This window comes from Micromonospora sp. CNZ303, from assembly GCF_004345505.1.
In genome coordinates this window covers 283683-302393 of the sequence record NZ_SLVT01000005.1, presented here as the reverse complement: position 1 = coordinate 302393, position 18711 = coordinate 283683, and the positions used below count along the sequence as shown (strand labels likewise).

Annotated in this window: 10 protein-coding genes and 1 pseudogene; 7 read left to right on the top strand and 4 right to left on the bottom strand. The window is 72.0% G+C overall.

Annotation, left to right across the window (positions count from 1 at the left end):
- Window positions 1–353: 353 nt before the first annotated feature.
- The 4 genes and pseudogenes from EV374_RS11450 to EV374_RS11440 all read right to left on the bottom strand — a co-directional run.
- Window positions 354–787: pseudogene (locus EV374_RS11450) on the bottom strand (site-specific integrase); the annotation flags it as partial.
- Window positions 788–810: 23 nt separating this feature from the next.
- Window positions 811–2643 (bottom strand): B12-binding domain-containing radical SAM protein, encoded by a 1833-nt coding sequence (locus tag EV374_RS11445; protein ID WP_207914070.1) that lies wholly within the window; start codon window positions 2641–2643, stop codon window positions 811–813.
- Window positions 2640–3446 (bottom strand): hypothetical protein, encoded by an 807-nt coding sequence (locus tag EV374_RS32490; RefSeq protein WP_165947740.1) that lies wholly within the window; start codon window positions 3444–3446, stop codon window positions 2640–2642. The genes EV374_RS11445 and EV374_RS32490 overlap by 4 nt, the downstream gene beginning before the upstream one ends.
- Before the next feature lie 27 nt (window positions 3447–3473).
- Window positions 3474–4922: a B12-binding domain-containing radical SAM protein gene (locus tag EV374_RS11440; RefSeq protein WP_132234396.1), complete on the bottom strand. Its 1449-nt coding sequence runs from the start codon at window positions 4920–4922 to the stop codon at window positions 3474–3476.
- 373 nt (window positions 4923–5295) lie between these two features.
- Between EV374_RS11440 and EV374_RS11435 the strand changes: the two genes are divergently transcribed.
- The 7 genes from EV374_RS11435 (at window position 5296) to EV374_RS11405 (ending at window position 18683) form a co-directional block, all read left to right on the top strand.
- Window positions 5296–6555, top strand: coding sequence for an MFS transporter (locus tag EV374_RS11435; protein ID WP_132234385.1), 1260 nt, complete (start codon window positions 5296–5298; stop codon window positions 6553–6555).
- A 105-nt stretch (window positions 6556–6660) separates the two neighbouring features.
- On the top strand, window positions 6661–6909 hold the full coding sequence (locus EV374_RS11430; RefSeq protein ID WP_132234383.1) for a hypothetical protein: 249 nt from the start codon (window positions 6661–6663) through the stop codon (window positions 6907–6909).
- Window positions 6910–6942: 33 nt separating this feature from the next.
- The gene (locus tag EV374_RS11425; protein WP_207914067.1) at window positions 6943–12834 is read left to right on the top strand and encodes a non-ribosomal peptide synthetase; all 5892 of its coding nucleotides are present in this window, start codon (window positions 6943–6945) and stop codon (window positions 12832–12834) included.
- Window positions 12831–14075 carry a cytochrome P450 gene (locus EV374_RS11420; protein WP_132234381.1) on the top strand — a complete coding sequence of 415 codons (1245 nt, stop codon included), beginning with the start codon at window positions 12831–12833 and terminating at the stop codon, window positions 14073–14075. Before EV374_RS11425 ends, EV374_RS11420 begins: the two co-directional genes overlap by 4 nt.
- Window positions 14072–15166 carry a non-ribosomal peptide synthetase gene (locus EV374_RS11415; protein WP_132234379.1) on the top strand — a complete coding sequence of 365 codons (1095 nt, stop codon included), beginning with the start codon at window positions 14072–14074 and terminating at the stop codon, window positions 15164–15166. Before EV374_RS11420 ends, EV374_RS11415 begins: the two co-directional genes overlap by 4 nt.
- Window positions 15163–16947, top strand: coding sequence for a non-ribosomal peptide synthetase (locus EV374_RS11410; RefSeq protein WP_132234377.1), 1785 nt, complete (start codon window positions 15163–15165; stop codon window positions 16945–16947). The genes EV374_RS11415 and EV374_RS11410 overlap by 4 nt, the downstream gene beginning before the upstream one ends.
- Window positions 16944–18683: a class I SAM-dependent methyltransferase gene (locus EV374_RS11405; RefSeq protein ID WP_132234375.1), complete on the top strand. Its 1740-nt coding sequence runs from the start codon at window positions 16944–16946 to the stop codon at window positions 18681–18683. The genes EV374_RS11410 and EV374_RS11405 overlap by 4 nt, the downstream gene beginning before the upstream one ends.
- Window positions 18684–18711 lie beyond the last annotated feature (28 nt).

Genomic DNA, 18711 nt, shown 5'->3' with positions numbered 1-18711 from the left:
CCTAGGACGCGCTGCAAGCAGTGTTTCTCCTTAACAGTGCAGCCTGACAGGGCGGCAGGGTGGGGTCTTTGACCGTCCGCCGTAACGGATCCGGTAACGGCGACGGCCCGCCAGGGGAGGAATGGCCGGCATGGGATGGCATTGAGGCGTGATGCGTACTGTCGTTCTGTCCGGATACGCGGATATATCGAGCTGTTGCAGCATGGCGTGACAGAATCGTTGTGGAACTGGGGGTCAAGGGGTCGTCGGTTCGAATCCGGCCGTCCCGACAGCACGAAAAGAGGCCGTCGACCGGGGCATATGCCCTGGCCAACGGCCTCTAACTCGTACTGGGGCAGTGGGGATTTCCTGATCTAGACGGCGCGTAGCTGGGGACCACCTGGGGACCGGCGAGCCTTCAAGTGGGTGCTGAGCGCCGTTCCCGCATCGGTGATCGACTGCCGGTCAGGGTGCAGGTACCGCTGTGTCGTGCTGAGCGACCCATGCCCGGCGATCTTCCGCAGCACGTGCACCGGAACCTCCGCATCGGCCATCCAGGTCAGCCCGGTGTGCCGCAGGTCGTGTCGGCGCAGATGTTCGTGGCCCAGCTTCGTCACACCTCGTCCCAGTGCGTTGCGCCCCGCAGTACGGCAGTGCTGATCCGTCCACCATGCGGCCCGGTGAACAGTCGGGAGTGCGGCTCGGCGACCGAGTCCAGGCGGCGAGCGACGATCGGTCGCACCTCTTCGATCAGCGGTACCACGCGGGCGCGCTTTCCCTTGGTGCCCTTGCCGATCAGACCGCCGGTGAACCCGCCGAGGCGACGCCGCTTCACTGCTGGGTCGGGACGACCTGCTGGTGCAGCGCGGAGCCGAGGATGTCCGCGGCGAGGCGGTACAGGTCGGAAGCGGCCTCCCCGGTGATGGCGGAGAACTGGTGCGCGGTCTCGAATGCCGGGTGCCGCTCCAGCTTGTCGCGGTAGTCGGGCAACGGCGCGTCCGACCTCATCAGGTCCAGCCACTGGCGGGTGCCGGGATAGGGACTGTTGATGTTCAGCGCCACACACCCGTCCGGGATGCAGCCCTCGCGGTGCAGGTCGGCGATGAGCTGAAGCGTCCGTACCCGCTGCTCGTCGGTCTCGCCCAGGCCGAACTGCAGCGAGGTGCCGACCCGGACACCGGCGGCACGACACCAGCGGGCCACCCGCCGGAACTGCTCCGTCCAGTCCGTCGGCTCCGCGAGCAACCGTAGTCGCTGCACCTTCTGCACCCGTTCGGCGTCCGGCTGGGCCGACTCCACGCCGAAGTAGATGTAGCTGCATCCGGTCCGGCCCATCCGGTGCAACAGCTTCTCGTCCACGTCGTTGATGGTGGTCTGGCAGCCCCACTCGACCTGCCGGCCGGCCGCCTGGTCCGTCTCGAGCATCGCGAGCAGGTCCGACAGCCAACGGCGGTTCTGCGTGAACGTGCTGTCGTCGAAGAACACCGCCTCGAATCCCTGGTCGCTGCGGAGGCGGATCTCCCGCAGCACGTGCGCGGGCGTACGTTGCCGGATCTTCGGCTGGTTGTAGAGGAACGCGTCCGCCGACTCGTGGCAGAACGAGCAGGAGTACTTGCAGCCGAGAGCGGCCATGACCTGAGCGGTCCGCCGGTTGTCGAAGACGGGGAAGAGGTTCTCGTGGGTGAGCCTGGTGACGTCGATGAACGGCAACTTGTTGCCGTCGATCGGCGTGCCGCTCAGCGGTATCGGCGTGATCCGCCCGGTGTCGTCGTCGACGAGGATGAGCTGCCCGACCCCGGGAAGGGCGGCGAAGCGTTCGGGACTGGCCAGCAGTCTCTTGCGCAGCGCACGGGCATCGGTGGGCAGGTCCTCGGCGATCACCATGAGCACCTCGGGCAGGGCGAAGACCGCGTCCCCGGCGAAGACCAGGTCCACGATGGCGCGTTCCCGCTCCTGGGCGAAGGTCTGCAGGGCCGCCAGCCGGGCCAGCTGCGGGGACGTCAACGAGTACGACCCGTGGACGCCGCGCTGCCGTTCGCTCATCGCCCGGACCCGCTCGGAGGTGGACCGGTAGGCATCCGGGTTCACGGCGTCCTCGTGTTGTCCCCCGAGCAGCACGATGCTGTTCGGGGAGACCGTTTTCACCAACTCGGCGATGCGGATCGCGAAGTGGTGGCCCTCCGACAGGTTGCTGATGCCGACGACCACGGGAAGGTGCTCGGCCACGCACTCGACGAGCGCCTTCTCGAACGCGTCGCTGTAGGCCGGCGGGTTGAGCACACCGACGACCTCCGGCACCCGGTCGCGGGGAAACTCGTCGATGCGCAGCATGCGGTCGAGCAGGCAGGTGGCGTACAGCAGGGGGGTCGGCATTCCGGGAAAGGCGCCGGTGGCGTTTTCCTCGATGTGGGGGGCGCTGACGAACAGGACTGGGAAGTGCTTGAGGCGGTGCCCCTGCCGTTCCGCCTCCGGCCCGCTCGCGGTGCCCAGTCGGGCGATCAGCTGTCGCTCCCGGTCCAACTCGCGCCGCATCGCCGCGGGAGAGACGGTGCCGGGGTCCAGGCCGTCGCCCGGGTACCAGCGCCATCCCCGCTCGTGCTCGGAGAGGTCGCGCGCGATGCGTTCCGCCCGCTGCCGGCGGATGCGCTCCTCTGCACCGGTCACCGGCCGAGGACCTTCAGGACGAACGCAGCGACGTCGGCGTCCGCCAGCAGGCGGCTGCGGTCGACCGGAAACGTGGTCGCGCCGACCAGGAGATCGGTCGGGTATTCGGCGTCCTGCGTACCGGAGAGCACCACGGACCCGAGCGGCGCCGCGGCCGGCGGCTGGACGGCCGACAGCGACGACGCGGCGAGGAACGCGAGGTAGGCGGCGAACCGGTCGGCGAGTTGCCGTTGCATGGCGGCGGGCACGGGCATCGTGCGGCAGGCGGCGGCGAGCGTCGTACGGTAGGCGTCTTCCAGGCCGGTCAGGACCGGCAGCAGCGCGTGGCCCGTTGTCGCGGGCTCCGTGTCGCGGGCCGCGACGGGGGCGAGGGCCGTCGCCAACTCCTCCGGCCCGAGGTGGGTGGCGAGGGAGTCGACCGCCTGCCGGTACTCGCCGCGGGCGATCCGGCTGTCCACGAGGACCGGGTTCACCGTGACGAGGCTCGGGTCGGCCGCACGGGATCCGCGGATCGCGGCCGCGAGTTGGGCGGCGAGCGGTGCGGCGGAGCAGTGCCCCAGGACACCGACGACGGGCGGCCCGTCCGCGAGGGCGCCGGCCAACCACGGCTCGATGTAGGCGCCGGGCTCCGTCACCTCGGTGACGGTCGTCGCCGGCGGTACCGCCTCGAGCACCCGGTACCCGGTCAGGTGCGGGGCGAGCTCCGCGAAGCCGGGGTCGCCGCGTCGCGCCTCGAACGCGACGGTGAGGATCACGCCCGCGCTGCCGTCGGCCAGCAGGCGCCAGGGGGAAGGTGTCATCATGCTCCCGTCCGGTAGGGCCGCGAGACGCTACACATGGGCATCCGCCCAGAACCCGCCATACTTCGACAGGTCGCCGACCGGCGACGCGTCATTGAAGTACGGCCGTTTGCCCATGGCCTCGGCGAATGTTTCCAGCCCGTCCAGGAATACCTGGTAGATCTGGTCCGGAGTGGCCTTGTCGGTGGCATAGACCGGCGGTAGGTCCTCGTGGTAAAGGCTGAAGTCACGATGCAGGATTTTCATTCCGAAGCGCTCGGGATGTTGGAACATGGTGCTTCCGGGATAGGGTACGAGGCCGAACAGGTAGGTCGCCTGCAGCAGATCCTCGTGGATCAGTCCGCTGATCCAGTCGATGCTGCGGGCCATGTCGTCCGGAGTCTGGTCGGGAAAGCCGTTGACCGTGAACGCGCACGTTGCCAGCCCCGCGTCCCGGACTCGTTTCAACGTCTCGGTGGTCGCGTTCAGGTTCATGTGGTGTTTGTGCGTGTGATGCGTGTCCTGCGACCCGGTCTCGAGCCCGATCTCAATCCACTGGCAGCCGCTGCTCTTTAGTTTGCGCAGGACGCGCTCGTCGGTGAGGCAGTTGAGCCGCGTCTGGCAGTCGTATTGGATGTCGCCCTCCCGGGCGAGCGCGTCGAGCAGTTCGAGCGTCCGTTCCGGGTGCAGGGTGAACGTCTCGTCGCCCCAGTAGATGCTGTGGTGGGCGCCGTAATGGGCGCGGTACGCCCGGATCTCCCGCAGCACCCGCTCGATCGGGAAGTATCCGGGGCGGCGGCCGATGGTCTGGATGGTGCAGAATGTGCACTGGTACGGGCAGCCGAGCGCGTAGACCTGGCGCAGGTAACGGATGTCCTCGCCGCTCCTGCGGGGGAACAGGTCGATCTTCGGAAATGGCAGGTCGGCGGGGGCGACGTCGGGGTAGCGGGTTGCGGTCCGCCGGATGGTGCCGTCTTCGCGCTGGTAGACCAGGTTGCCCACGGGCGTCGGCTCCTGCCCGTCGAGCAGTGCGTCGAGCAGTGCGGGCAGGGCGCGTTCCCCACGGTCGACCACGACGTAGTCCACGCTCGGGTGGGCGGCGACCTCGTCGGCCAGTGGGGTCGCGGCCACCCCGCCGTAGACGATGATGGACCTGGGGTGGATCTGCTTGATGACGGTGGAGATCTCGTACGCGTAGCAGAGGTTCACCGTCATCGGGGAGAAGAGGTAGACGTCGGCTGGACTGCTGCGGGCCGCCTCCTCGATGGCGTCCTTCGCCAGGCGACCCGGCTCGATGAAGGTGCCCGGATCGGTGTAGAGGTCGAGGACTCCCATGTCGGAGTAGCCGTGCGCGTCCAGCACTCCGCCGAGCCAGAGCATCCAGTGCGGCAGTTCCCACATGTTGCGTTTCATGTGGCGTAGGCCCGGGTGCACCGAGTGGTATTGGACGTCGAAATTCCGCCAGAACAACTTCCGTTGCGGCACCGGCACGGTGGACATTGGTGTGTGAACGAATGATACCCGCATTTCCGCCCGTCAGGATGATGGACATTCCATGATGGTTTCAGCGATTACCGCTGCGGCGACAGATATCCATGGCCGAGATAAATGCCCCCGTTGAGCCATGCCAAGCCCGCGTTACCGTATGAGCGAGCCTTGCGACTGTATGTCAGCCATTCATGGATGTCAACATAATGATCTTGCGTCTACCGATTTGGCGCCGACCTTGACCGACGTGGAGATGTCATGATGGACTATTCGAGTCCGGTTTGGGGGGCCGCTTGTGTCTAATGATGATCCAGTAACCGCTTCGGATGCGGCTGCCCGAGTCGAAGGAGATGCAGCCTCGCCGAACGGCCGCCCGGCCGGTGCCGTGGCTCCCGGCACCTCACTGTGGCGCAATCCGAACTATCGCACCTTCCTGGGGATACAGACGCTCTCCGCCGTCGGTGACTCGTTCTCCTACGTGGCCATACCGCTGCTCGTCCTGCAGGTCACCGGCTCGCTGGTCCAGATGGGAATCGTCACCGGGCTGACCGGCGTCGCCTCCATCACCACGGGGCTCTTCGCCGGGGTGGTCGTCGACCGCTTCGACCGCAGGACCCTCCTGATGATCTGCGACGGAGCCCGCTGCGTGCTCTACGGAGCCGTCGCGGTCGTCTTCCTCGTCGCCGAGCCGTCCTGGCTGATCTACCTCGTCGTGCCCCTGGCCGGCGTCTTCTCGATGATCTTCCAGGTCACCTACGTGGCCGTGGTGCCCGCCATCGTCGCGGCGGACCAGATCACCAGGGCCAACGGCCACCTCTACGCCACGTACGCGGTCGCGAGCGTCGCCGGCCCGGCGCTCGCCGGCATGGTGGCCGCCGCCTTCGGTCCCGCTGCCGCCATCGGCCTCGACGCCGTCACCTTCGCCGTCGCCGCCGTCGGCGTGCTGTTCATCAGGCTCGCGGCGGGGCGGCCGGACGCCGCCCGGCCGGCCGTCGCGGGCGCGGGCAACGTCCGCAACGAGTTCCTGGCGGGTGCGCGCTTCCTCTGGAACCATCCGCTGTTGCGTCAGCTCACGCTGCTGCTGTCGCTGCTGACGTTCCTGACCTACGGGCTCACCGACGCCGTCATCTTCCGGTTGAAGGACGAACTCGGGCAACCGGACACGGTGGTCGGCTACGTCCTGACCGCCGGGACGGTGGGCACCTTCGTGGCGTCGTTCGTGGTGGCCCGGGTCCGCGGGCGGCTGGGCTTCGGCCCCAGCTGGATCGGCGCCTTCAGCCTGGCCGGCCTCGCCGTCGCCGGAATGGGGCTGGCACGCAGCGTGCCCGCGCTCGCGGTGCTGATGGCGGTCATGCTGCTGGGCACCGGGGTGGCGGGCATCTGCTCGATGTCGTTGCGCCAGGAGATCACTCCGGGTCACCTGCTGGGGCGGGTGACCGCCGCCTTCTGGACGATCCACTCCGCGCTGGGACCGCTCGGCGCGGGCGCGATCACCGCCGTCGCCGCCGGGGTCGGCGTCACCCCGGTGCTCCTCGCGGTGGGTACGGCCATGGTCGCCATCGCGCTGTCCGGGGCGTTCAGCAGCATCGGGCGCGCCGGGGCGACGCCGGCGGCCGAGAGAGTCCTGGAGGGCGCGCGTTCGTAGGGGGCCGATCATCCGGTGCGGGAGAGGGGAAACGATGGTGGACATGGATTCCGGCGGGACGCCGGCACCCGGCCTGCGGCGCCGGTCCGGGCGGGAGGCCGCGCGATGATCCCGTACTACTGCGGGCACCTGCTGGCCGAGCTGCGCCGCTTCCCCGGCTGGGTCGAGCCGGAAGGAATTGGCCTGACCGACGAGACGGTGGTCTACGTACGCCAGGACCTGTCCGTCGTGCTGCACCCGGTGCAGGACGACGAGAGCGTGCTGTGGGACGCGGACACCCCGCGGTGGCGGACGTTCTGCGAGTCCGAGCTCCGCTTCGAGGTGCCCGCCGAGTTGCGGGCCGACGCGGGCTGACGGCACGGCGTGGACCGGAAGAGGGGAGCGACCGTGCGGGAGCTGACCCAGCGGATCCAGAGCCTCACGCCCGAGCAACGTGGTGCGTTGACCAAGCGGCTGCGCGACCGGGGAATGGTCGGCCCGCTGGCCCTGTACGGCGGAGCCGCCGAGGGCGACGCCCCGGTGTCGTCGGCGCAGCGCCGCATCCTCTTCCTGCACCGGCTGCGGCCGGACAGCGCGTTCTACACCAGTGTCAACCCGTTCCACCTGGCCGGACCGCTGCGGGTCGGTGTGCTGCGGCGCTGCCTGCTCGAGATCGTGTCCCGGCACGAGATCCTGCGGACGACCTTTCCCGTCGTGGACGGGGTGGCCTACCAGCGGGTCCGGCCGACCCTCGAACCGGCGCTGCCCGTGATCGACCTGCGGGGCCTGAAGCCGGACGTCGCGCAGCGGGAGAGCGACCGGCTCGCGTCGATCGAGCGGCGCCGTCCGTTCGACCTGAGCGTCGATCCCCCGATGCGGACCAGCCTCGTCCTCCTCGCGGAGCACGAGTCGGTCCTGCTCGTCACGTTCCACCACGTCGCGGTCGACGGCTGGTCGCTCAGCGTGCTCGGGCGTGAGCTGGACCAGCTCTACCGCGCCTTCGCCGCCGGGCGACCCAGCCCGCTGAGCCCGCTCACGGTGCAGTACGCCGGGTACAGCCGGTGGCAGGCGGACTGGGAGAACAGCGCGGAGGCGCGGGAACAGCTCGCCTTCTGGCAGGCTCAGCTCAGCGGCGCGCCCGAGGCCCTGACGCTGTACACCGACCGGCCACGCCCGGCCGTGCAGAGCCATCGCGGCGCGACCCACCGGTTCGCGCTCGGCGCCGACCTCACGCGGGCGGTGGCCGAGCTGAGCCGCCGCCGCGGTGGCACCGCCCACATGACCCTGCTGGCCGCCCTCGGTGCCGTCCTGCACCGGTGGAGCGGCCAGGACGACATCGTCATCGGTGGCGCGGTGGCGAACCGCCGGCACCCGGAACTGCACGACCTGATCGGCTTCTTCGCCAACTCCGTCCTGTTCCGGATCCGCCCCCGTGGCGGGCAGACCTTCGACGAACTCCTGCGCCACGTACGCGACACGTGCCTGGCGGCGTACGCCCACCAGGACGTCTCCGTCGACCTCATCGCCCAGCGGCTGTTCCCCGAGCGTGACCTCGGCCGTAACCCGCTCTACCAGGTCAACTTCACGCTGCACAACACGCCGCCGCTGGCCGCGTCGCTCTCCGACCTCACGGTGACGCTGCTGGAGACGGGCACCGAGTCGGCCCGCTTCGACCTGGACGTCAACGTCTGGGAGTCCGACCAGGGGCTGGAATGCCTGATCGACTACTCCACCGACCTGTTTGACGAAGCCACCGTCGCCCGGCTGGCCACCTCGTTCCGCGAGCTGTTGGCGGCGGCCACCGCCGATCCGGGTCGGCGCCTGGCCGGGTTGCCGGTCATGTCGGGGGAGGAGCTGCACCGGATCCTGTCCGAGTGGAACGACACCGCCGCGCCGGGCGTCGACGCGCCACTGCACGAGCTGGTGGAGCGGCAGGCCGAACGGAGCCCGGACGCGCCCGCGGTGTGCTGCGCCGGGAGCGTGCTCACCTACCGCGAACTGGTGCGGTGGGCGAACCGGCTCGCCCACCACCTGTGGGACGCCGGCGCCCGGCCCGGCGGCACGGTGGCGGTGCTGTTGTCGCACGCGCCGGACACGGTAGCCGTGCTGCTGGCGATCATGAAGACCGGCGCGGCATACCTCCCGCTCGATCCGCGGCAGCCGCCACTGCGGACCGGCGCGATGCTCGCCGACAGCGGCAGCGCCCTGCTCGTCGTGCCCGACGGCGTGCCGGAGGGTGTGGACCGTTCCGCCCTGCGGGTGGTGAGACTGGACGCCGAACGCGCGTCGATCGCGGCGCGGCCGGCGGAGCCCCTCCCGGTACCGGTGTCGGCCGACCACCTGCTCTACCTGATGTACACCTCCGGCTCGACCGGCCGACCCAAGGCCGCCCTGCTCACCCACCGCAACGTGGTGAACTACCTGCGGTGGGCCGCCCGGTACTACACCGTCTCAGCGGGGACCGGGGTGGCGGTGCACTCGCCGCTGGCCTTCGACCTGGCGGTGACCAGCCTGTTCGCGCCGCTGCTCGCCGGCCAGCAACTGCTCCTCGCCGCTGCCGAGCGCGAGGTGCCCGGAGCGGAACTGCGGGCCCTGCTCGACGAGGCCGACGATCTGAGCTTCGTCAAACTGACCCCGTCCCATCTACGTCTCCTGGTCGAGTCCGCGGCGGACGACGCACCGGCCCTGCCGTGCCGCACGGTCATCCTCGGCGGCGAGGGGCTGCGCGGGGAGGCGGTGGCCGAGCTGCGTCGTGGTCAGCCCGAGGTCCGGCTGGTCAATGAGTACGGCCCGACCGAGACGGCCGTGGCCTGCACCGCGTACGACGGTGACCAGGTCACGCCGTACGGCCGGGTGCCGATCGGCACGCCGATCAGCAACGCGCGCGTCTACGTTCTGGACGCCGCCCTGCGCCCTACCCCGATCGGCGTGCCCGGCGAGCTGTACGTCGGTGGTGCCGGGGTCGGTCTGGGCTACTGGCACCGGGGCGCGCTCACCGCGGCGGCCTTCGTACCGGACCCGTTCGGCCCCGAGCCGGGCGGCCGGCTCTACCGCACCGGCGACGTCGCGCGGTACCTGCCCGACGGCTGTCTCGAATATCTGGGCCGCCGCGACGAGCAGGTCAAGGTGCGCGGCCACCGGATCGAGTGCGGGGAGATCGAGGCCGTCCTGGACAGTCACCCCGCGGTGCGCTCCAGCGCCGCGGAACTGGTCCGCCGCGACACCGGTGACGAGCAGATCGTGGCCTTCGTCTGCCTGGAGGGCCAGCAGACGCGGGACGGCGGGTGGGACCGTGACCGCGTCCGGGAGTGGCGGGAGCTCTACGAGGACACCTACCGCGACCTCGACGGCGACCAGGACCCCTTCTTCAACCTCGCCGGCTGGCTGAGCAGCTACTCCGGGCGGCCCCTCGACCCCGCCGAGATGCGGGCCTGGCTGGACGACGCCGCCGGGCGCATCCGGGGGCTGCGCCCGAGTCGGGTGCTCGAGATCGGCTGTGGCACCGGCATGATCCTCGGCCGGGTGGCCCCGACATGCGAGTCCTACCAGGCGACGGACAACTCGCCCGCCGCCGTGGAATACGTCCGGCGTGCCCTGCGCGACGTGGGCGGCGCGTGGTCCGACCGGGTCGAGACCCGGGCCGCGCCGGCCCACGAGAGTCTTCGGGCCGACGCGGCGAGCGCACCGCCGGACACCGTCGTCATGAACTCGGTGGTGCAGTACTTTCCGTCCGTCGAGTACCTGCTGCGGGTGCTGCGCCAGGCCGTCGACGTGCTGCCCGACGGCGGCCACGTCTTCCTCGGTGACCTGCGCAGCCTGCCGTTGTCGGAGCTGTTCCACACGTCGGTGGAGGTGCACAAGGCCCCGGTCGGGCTGCGCCTGGGCGAGCTGCGCCAGCGGGTCCGGCGCGCCGTCGCCCACGAGCCGGAGCTGTGCCTGGATCCCGCACTGTTCCGGGAGATCGGCGCGCGGTGGCCGAGGATCGCGCGGGTCCGGGTGCTGCCCAAGCGCGGCCGTCAGGACAACGAACTGGTCACCTTCCGGTACGACGTCATTCTCACCGTCGGTACGCCCGTCGCCGCGGAGGACCCCCCGACCCACGACTGGGGACCCGACCGCCGTACCCCCGCCGACCTGCTCCGGCTGCTCGACGCCGAGCGGCTCGACGCCGTGCGCCTGGCCGCCGTCCCGAACGCGCGCCTGTCCTGGGCCCGCCGCCTCAAGCGGTCAATGGACCAGCGGGATCCCGCCTCCTCCGCCGGTGAACTCGTGGCCTGCGCCACCGGTCTGCCGGCGGAGGGGACCGCCCCGGAGGACTGGTGGGAGCTGGCCGGCGACGGATCCGTCGACGTCGAGTTGAGCTGGGCGGCCGGACACGCCGAGGGCGCGTACGACGTCGTCCTGCGCCGTCGCGGGCCGATCGGGGCGCCCGGCCGGCCCGTCCACCGCCCGCCGGAGGAGTCCTGGGATGCCCGGCCGTACGCCAACGATCCGCTCTGGAGCCGGGCCTGCGCGGCGGCGATACCGGAACTCGCCGGGTACGCGCGCGAGCGGCTGCCCGAACCCGCGCTGCCGGCGCGCTACCTGCCCGTCACCGAGCTGCCGCTGAACTCGAACGGGAAGGTCGACCGCGCCCAGCTGCGCCGGATGGCGGCGAACCCGGCGGTGCTGGAGAACGTCTGGGCGGCCCCCGCACGACCGCTGACCGAAACCGAGCGGGTCGTCGCCGACATCTGGCGCGCGCTGCTGGGCTGCGACGACGTCGGGCCGGAGGACGACTTCTTCGGGCTCGGCGGCCACTCCCTGCTCACCCTGCAGGTGGTGTTCAAGCTGCGCGGGCTGCTCGGCGTGGACGTGCCGGTACGGGCGCCGTTCGACCACCGGACCCTGGCCGACCTGGCGAGCTACCTCGATGGCCTGTCCGCCGCCGGAGACGACCTCCCGGCGTTGGTCGCGGTCGATCGGCGCGACCCGCTGCCCGCGTCCTTCGCCCAGGAGCGCCTGTGGTTCATGGCGCAGCTGCGTCCCGGCGACCACCAGTACAACGTCCCGGTGTTCGACCGGATCGCGGGCCCGCTGGACGTTCGGGCCCTCGCCGGGACCGTGGACGCGGTGGTCGCCCGGCACGAGGTGCTCCGTACCGTCATCGTGGCCGACGACGACGGCGTGCCTCGGCAGCGGATCCTGCCCGCCGCGCCGGTGCCGATGCCACTGGTCGACCTGACCGCGCTGCCGGCCGGGCACCGCGAGGCCGAACTGCGGCGGCTGGTCGACCGGGAGTACCACCGTCCGTTCGACCTCGAGACCGGCCCGGTGCTGCGGGCACAGGTGGTCCGGCTTGGCGACGAGGACCACGCGTGGCTGTTGTCGATGCACCACATCGTCCACGACGGCTGGTCCTTCGGGCTGCTCACGGCCGAGCTGGCGGAGACCTACGCCGGCCTGGTGGCGGGGCGCCCACCCGATCCGACGCCGCCGACCCCGCAGTACGCCGACTACGCCGTCTGGCAGCGGCGGTCGTATGGCGACGGGCACCTCGCCGCCCAGCTGGACTTCTGGACCCGACGACTCACCGGCGTCCGCGAGCTGTTCCCGCGCCCGGCGGAGCGACCGGATCCGCCCGACGCGCGGCCCGCCGGGCGCAGCGTGCCGGTTCGGCTGTCGCCGTCGGTCAGCCGCGGCGTGCGGAGCCTCGGTCAGGCGACCGGTGCCACGCCCTTCATGGTGCTGCTGGCCGCGCTGGCGGCGACCCTGCACGACCTCACCGGTCAGGACGACGTCGCCGTCGGCACGGACGTGGCCAACCGGTCGATGCCGGAGACCGAGACCATGCTCGGCTTCTTCGTCAACCAGATCGTGCTGCGGATGGACACCGGGGGCGACCCCACCTGGCGGCAGCTGCTCGACCGGGCCCGCACCACCGTGCTGGACGGACTGCGTCACCACCAGGTGCCGTTCGAACGGGTCGTGCAGGCGCTGAGGCCGCGCCGGTCCGGCCGGCGCACCCCCCTCTTCCAGGTGAAGCTGGTGTTGAACAACACGCCGCGCCGGCCGGCGACGCTGCCCGGCCTCGACGTCACCGAGGTGCCGGTCGCCTCCGACGCCGTGCGTTTCGACCTCGCGCTCGTCCTGCAGGACGAGCCCGGTGCGATGACGGGATTCCTGGAGTACGACACGACGCTCTTCGACGAGACGACCGTCGACCGGGTGATCGCTGACTTCACCGCGGCGCTGGACGCGATGATCCTCGACCTCGGCGGACCGGCCGGGACCAAACGGCAGCGGGCTGAGCGGCCGTGACGCCCGAACCCACTGACCGGGAGCTCGCGGAGCCCGATCTCACCGACCCGGCGACCTACCGCCGGACCGACTACCTGGCGCTTTGGCGGGCGGTCCGCCGCCACCGTCCGATCGCCAGACTCGCCTCGCCCCGGTACGGCCCGTTCTGGTCGGTGACCACCCACGACCTGGCCTGTCAGGTGCTGGAGGATCCCGTCCGGTTCACCTCGACGCGCGGGATGCGACTGGGCGCGGACGAGGCCGCGGTGGGGGCCGCGGCCGGCCGGATGCTCGTCGTCGCCGACGGCGCGGAGCACGCCCGGCTGCGCGCGGCGCACGCGCCCTGGTTCCGGTCGAACGAGGTGGCGGCGATGCGGGACGCGCTGCGCCGGCGGCTCGAGACCGAGCTGGAACCGATGGTGACGGGCGAACCGGTGGAAATCGTGCAGCGCCTCGCCAGCGCGGTGCCCACCTGGGTGGTGGGGCGGATGCTCGGCACCGACGACGCGGACACCGCCCGGCTCGCCGCCCTCGTCCGCACGGCCTTCGCCGAGGAGACCGACCCGGCGGAGCGCACCTCGCGCCGCGCCGCCAGCGCACACGTCTTCGGCTACTTCGCCGACCTGCTGGAGAGCCGGCGGGCGGATCCGCGCGCGGACGTGGTCAGCGCGCTGGCGCACGAACCGGACCCGGAGCGGCGGCTCACCGACGAAGAGATCCTGCTCAGCTGCGACGGTCTGGTCAACGGCGGGCTGGGCACGTCCCGACACGCCGTCTCCGGCACCCTGCTGGCCTTCGCCCGGCATCCCGACCAGTGGCTGCGGCTGCGGCGGGACGCCTCGCTCCTCCCGTCGGCCGTCGAGGAGGTGCTCCGCTGGGCGTCACCACCGATGCACCTCATGCGCACGGCGACGCGCGAGGTGGAACTGGGTGGTGCCCGCATCGGCGCCGGCGACCGCGTCGTGCTGTGGATCCCGTCCTGCAACCGCGACGAGTCGGTCTTCGCCGCACCGGACGCCTTCCGGATCGACCGGCGGCCGAACCGGCACCTCAGCCTCGGCGCGGGACCGCACTACTGCGTCGGGGCGTCGGTCGGCCGAATGGAGGTGCGCGTGCTGTTGCAGGTGCTGCTCGCCAAGGTGGACCGGATCGAGCTGCGCGCGGAGCCGGTACGCAGCGCCTCGACGTTCCTGCACGGCCTCGACCGGCTCGAGGTCGTTCTCCTGCCCATCCATCGTGCTGACAGGGAGGTGACGGTGTGACCGCCGCGAGGAGTGTCCCGCGCGACAGCGTGGAACTGGAGGTGACGCGGATCTACGAGGACCTGCTCGGCGTGGACGGGGTCGACGTCCACGCCGACTTCTTCACGCTCGGCGGGCACTCGCTGCTGGCCGTCCAGCTGCTCGCCCGGATCAAGAAGACGTTCGGGACGGTGGTGCCGGTCTCCGTGCTGTTCGAGCACGCCGACGAGGAGGCCGCCAGCGTCTCGGTGCTCAGCGGTCTGGTCCGGCGCGGCCTCGGCGGCCGGCAGCCGGACTCCCCGGCGGGCCCGGTGACGCTGCGGCGCGGCGGCGGCGACCCGGTGTTCTGCGTGCATCCGGCCGGAGGCGACCTCATCGCCTTCCGCGAGTTGGTGCGGCTGCTGCCGCCCGAGCGGCCCGTCTACGGGCTGCCGGCGCCGCCAGCGGACACCGATCCGTACGAGCCGGAGCTGTCCGACATCGCCGAACACCATCTCGCCCGGCTCACCGAGGCGCAGCCGTCCGGGCCGTACTCGCTGATCGGCTGGTCCATGGGCGGGGTGCTCGCGGCCGAGATGGCCGGACGGCTGCGCGCGGCCGGCGCGCGCCTCGACCTGTTGGCGCTGGTGGACAGCTACCCGGCCGCGGAGACCGACGCGCCGGGCGAGACCGAGATCCTGTCGGCCTTCGCCACCCACCTGGGCGGCATCCTGGGCCGGCCCTTCGCCGTGCCGGCCGACGACCTGCGAGCGCTCTCCTTCGGCGACGGCCTCGCCCGGGTCCTCGCCGCGGCCCGCGCCGCGGGTGCCCTGCCGCCCGGCACCGACATCACCGAACTGCTGACCTGGCTGACGCTCTTCCGCGCGCACGACCGGGCCCGGCGCCGCCACCGCGCCGTCCGGCCGGTGGAGGAACTCCTGTTGGTCTTCGCGTCGGACGCCGACCCGCTGAGACGGGACCGGGCCGCCGACAGCTGGCAGCGGATCACCGAGCGTCCGGTGCGGCGGCACCTCGTCCCGGGCAACCACTACTCGATGCTGACCGAACCGCACGTCAGGGAGTTGGCCACGATCCTCACCGACGCCCTGCGAGCACCGGCGGGGCGGTCATGACCGTCCTGCGCCTGTTCGACGACCGCTGCCGGGCCGTGCCGGACGCCCCCGCCGTGGAGTACCACGGCCAGGCCCTCACCTACGCGGCGCTGGACGCGGCGGCGTCCCGGCTCGCGCAGCGGCTGCTGCGCCTCGGCGTGACCGGCCGCATCGTCGGCGTCTCCGTCGACCGTTCCGTCAATCTGCCCGTCGCCGTGCTGGCCGTTCTGCGGGCCGGCGCGGCGTATCTGCCGCTGGACCCGGCCTACCCGCCGGCACGCCTCGCGTTCATGCTGCGCGACAGTGACGTACGGGTGCTGCTGACCCAGCCCGACATCGCCGAGCGTCTGCCGGCGCGGGTCGGCGTCCGTACGGTGTGGTTGGACGAGGAGCCGCCGGGCGGTGCGCGGCCCGGGCAGCCGTGGCCCGTGGTCACCGACGAAGAGCTGGCGTACGTCATGTACACCTCCGGCTCCACCGGTGTCCCCAAGGGCGTGGCGATGCCGCACGGCCCGCTGACCAACCTCATCGAGTGGCAGCGCGGGGCGTCGGGCTGTGCGGAGGGCTCCCGCACGTTGCAGTTCTCCGCGTTCAGCTTCGACGCGTCCTTCCAGGAGATGTTCAGCACCTGGGCCGCCGGTGGCTGCCTGGTGCTGTTGGACGAGGACGTGCGGCGTGACCCGCACCGCCTGCTGCGTTTCGTCGACGAGTACCGGATCAACCGGATCTTCATGCCGTTCGTCGCGCTCCAGGCGCTGGCGGGCGCGGCCACCGGGCAGCAACGATTCCCCCAGGCGGTCCGGGAGGTCATCACCGCCGGGGAACAGCTGTATGTCACGCCGGCGCTGCGGCGCTTCTTCGCGGCGCTGCCGGCGGCCACGCTGGTGAACCAGTACGGTCCCTCGGAAACGCACATCGTGACGTCGATCCAGCTCGGGCGCGACCCGGGCGAGTGGCCCGAGCTGCCGTCGATCGGCGCCGCGATCGACGGCGCCGGCATCGTGGTGCTCGACGACCGCGGGCTGCCCCTGCCGGTCGGCGCGACCGGGGAGATCGCCATCGGCGGGCGGGTGCTGGCCCGTGGCTATCTGCACCGCCCGGCGTTGACGGCGGAACGCTTCGTGCCCGATCCGCACGGTGCCGCCGGCGGGCGGCTGTACCTGACCGGGGACCGCGGGCGCCTCGACGTGGACGGCGCCGTCACGTTCCTCGGCCGCGACGACGGCCAGGTGAAGATCCGTGGCCATCGGGTCGAGCTGGGTGAGGTGGAGGTCGCGGTGAAGGCCGTGCCCGGCCTCGCCGACGCCGTGGTGGTCGCGCACGGCCGCCCGGGCGCCGAGCGCAGGCTGGTGGCCTACGCCGTCGCCGGTCCGGGCGGGTGGCCCGCCGACGTTCGCGGGCAGCTGACGTCGGCCTTGCCGGCGCACATGGTGCCGGTGGCGGTCGTGCCGGTCGACGGGTTTCCGACGACGCCGAGCGGCAAGGTCGACCGGGCCGCGCTGGCCGCCCGGGAGTTGGTGCTCAGCGGCACCGGTGCGGCGACTGCCGACGGGTCGGTCGAGGACGCGGTCCGCCGCCTGTGGGAGGACGTCCTCGACGCCGTCAACGTGGGCCCGGACGACAACTTCTTCCAGCTGGGTGGTACGTCCCTGCTCGCGGCGGTGCTCACCAACCGGCTCAACGAGGAGTTCGGCATCCAGGCGGAGTTGGAGACCTTCCTGCGGCACCCGACCGTGGCGAAGCTGAGCGCCTGGATCGGGGCGCAGCCGACGGCGCCCGCGGCCGGCGGGAGTGACCGGTGAAGCCGCTCTGGACGGCCCCGATGGCCATGCCGGTGCGCACGCTCGCGTGGCGGCGCGACGACGTGCTGGAGGTGTCCTACCACGGCGGACGCGCCCTCCTCGGCACCGACGGCTCGCCGGCCGCCGCCGGGTCGTCCGGTGCCCCGCCCGCCGGGGATCCGGCGTGGTGCGAGCTGGTCGCCGACGGCGCGCGGCTCACCCTGCTGCTGGACGGCACGCCGCTCTGTGCCGCCACCCTCGACGGCCCGATCACCGCCGTCACCGCGGGCGCCGACGGCACGAAGGTCTTCGCCGGCACCACGGCCGGTACCGTGCACGCGCTGCGGCCGTCGCTGACGGCCGCCCAGGCCGCGACTCTCCTGGACGCGGAGCGTCGGCTGCTCGGCACGGTCGACGCGGGCACCCTCGACCGCGCCGCCCGGCTCTACGCCGCCACCGCCGGCCCGTCCTTCGCCGTGCACCGGATACGCCATCTGCAACGCGTCGGCGCGGCCGGCGCCGGGGAGGGCGACGCGGCGGTCGTGGCGGTGGCCCGGGCGGCCGGGGCGGCCCTGCACGGCCACTCGTCCGCCGCGTACGAGGTGGGCCGCGCACTGCGCGACCGGGGCGAGCCGGGCGAGGCGGTCGCCTACTTCCAGGCGGCCACCGCGTCCGCGCGGCTCAGGGCCTCCGCCTGGTACGCCGCCGCGGAGTGCTTCCAGCAGGTCGGCGCCCCGGCCGCGGCGGCGATCGCGTTCCAGCAGGCGTCGCTCGGCGGTCCCGGCGAGGAGGAGCTCCGACAGCTCTACCACCAGGCCCGGCGCCTGCAGGAGCAGGGCCGCCCCGGCGAGGCCGCCGACTGCTTCGAGGCCCTGCTGGCCTGGGACGTCAGCTACCTCGACGCCCAGGCGCGGCACGCCGCCTGCCGTGCGGTGCCCGCCCCGGCCGAGGCACCCGGGTCGGCTCGGCGCACGCCGAGACCGGCGGCGCTGGTCGGGGAACTCGCCGACCGTGGGTTGCTCGACGCCGACGCGACCCGGCTGGACGCCTACGACGCCACGTTCTACCTCCAGTTCGAGAACACCGGGGTGACGGACACCGCGAAGAAGCAGCTCGAGTCGGTCGAGCTGCTGCACGCCCTCGGTCCCGTCGACCGTTACCGCACGTCGCTCGACGTGGGCAGCGGCACCATGCGCTACCCCCAGGTGCTGAGCCGGTACGGCGTCCGGTCGTTCGGCGTCGACCTGAGCGACGCCGGCGTACGGACCTGTGTCGACGGGCGGTGGCAGCGGCGGTTCGCGGTCGCCGACGGGACCTTCCTGCCGTTCCGGACCGGGTCCTTCGACCTGGTCAGCTGCATGATGGGCACCATCAATCACCTCTCGGCCGCGCAGCGCGGGCGGTTCTTCGCCGAGGCCCGGCGGACCCTGCGCCCCGGGGGCCGGCTGGTGGTGAGCGCGTGGAACCCCGACTGCCGGTTCCAGACGTTCCTGTCCTTCTACTCGCCCCGGGAGGTGGCCGAACTGCGCGGGCGGCTCACGCCGCCGGGGACCCTGGTGGGGGAGTGCGCCCGGTCGGGGTTCCGCGACGTCACGACCAAGAGCTTCTGCACGTTTCCGGACTGGCTGATCGCCGGCTCCAGTGTCTCCGGCACGGGCGCGGTGCACCTCTCCCGGCTGGTCGACCTGGACGCGGAGCGCACCGGCAGGGACCCCGCGGCACCGAGTCAGATGTTCATGCTCTGCGCGCGCCGGTAGCGCGGCGTCGCGTCGGAGGACCCACGAA

Coding starts and splice junctions, on each gene's coding strand:
- EV374_RS32490 (WP_165947740.1), bottom strand. CDS start 3,446: ATGATGACACCTTCCCCCTGGCGCCTGCTGGCCGACGGCAGCGCGGGC.
- EV374_RS11440 (WP_132234396.1), bottom strand. CDS start 4,922: ATGTCCACCGTGCCGGTGCCGCAACGGAAGTTGTTCTGGCGGAATTTC.
- EV374_RS11430 (WP_132234383.1), top strand. CDS start 6,661: ATGATCCCGTACTACTGCGGGCACCTGCTGGCCGAGCTGCGCCGCTTC.
- EV374_RS11410 (WP_132234377.1), top strand. CDS start 15,163: ATGACCGTCCTGCGCCTGTTCGACGACCGCTGCCGGGCCGTGCCGGAC.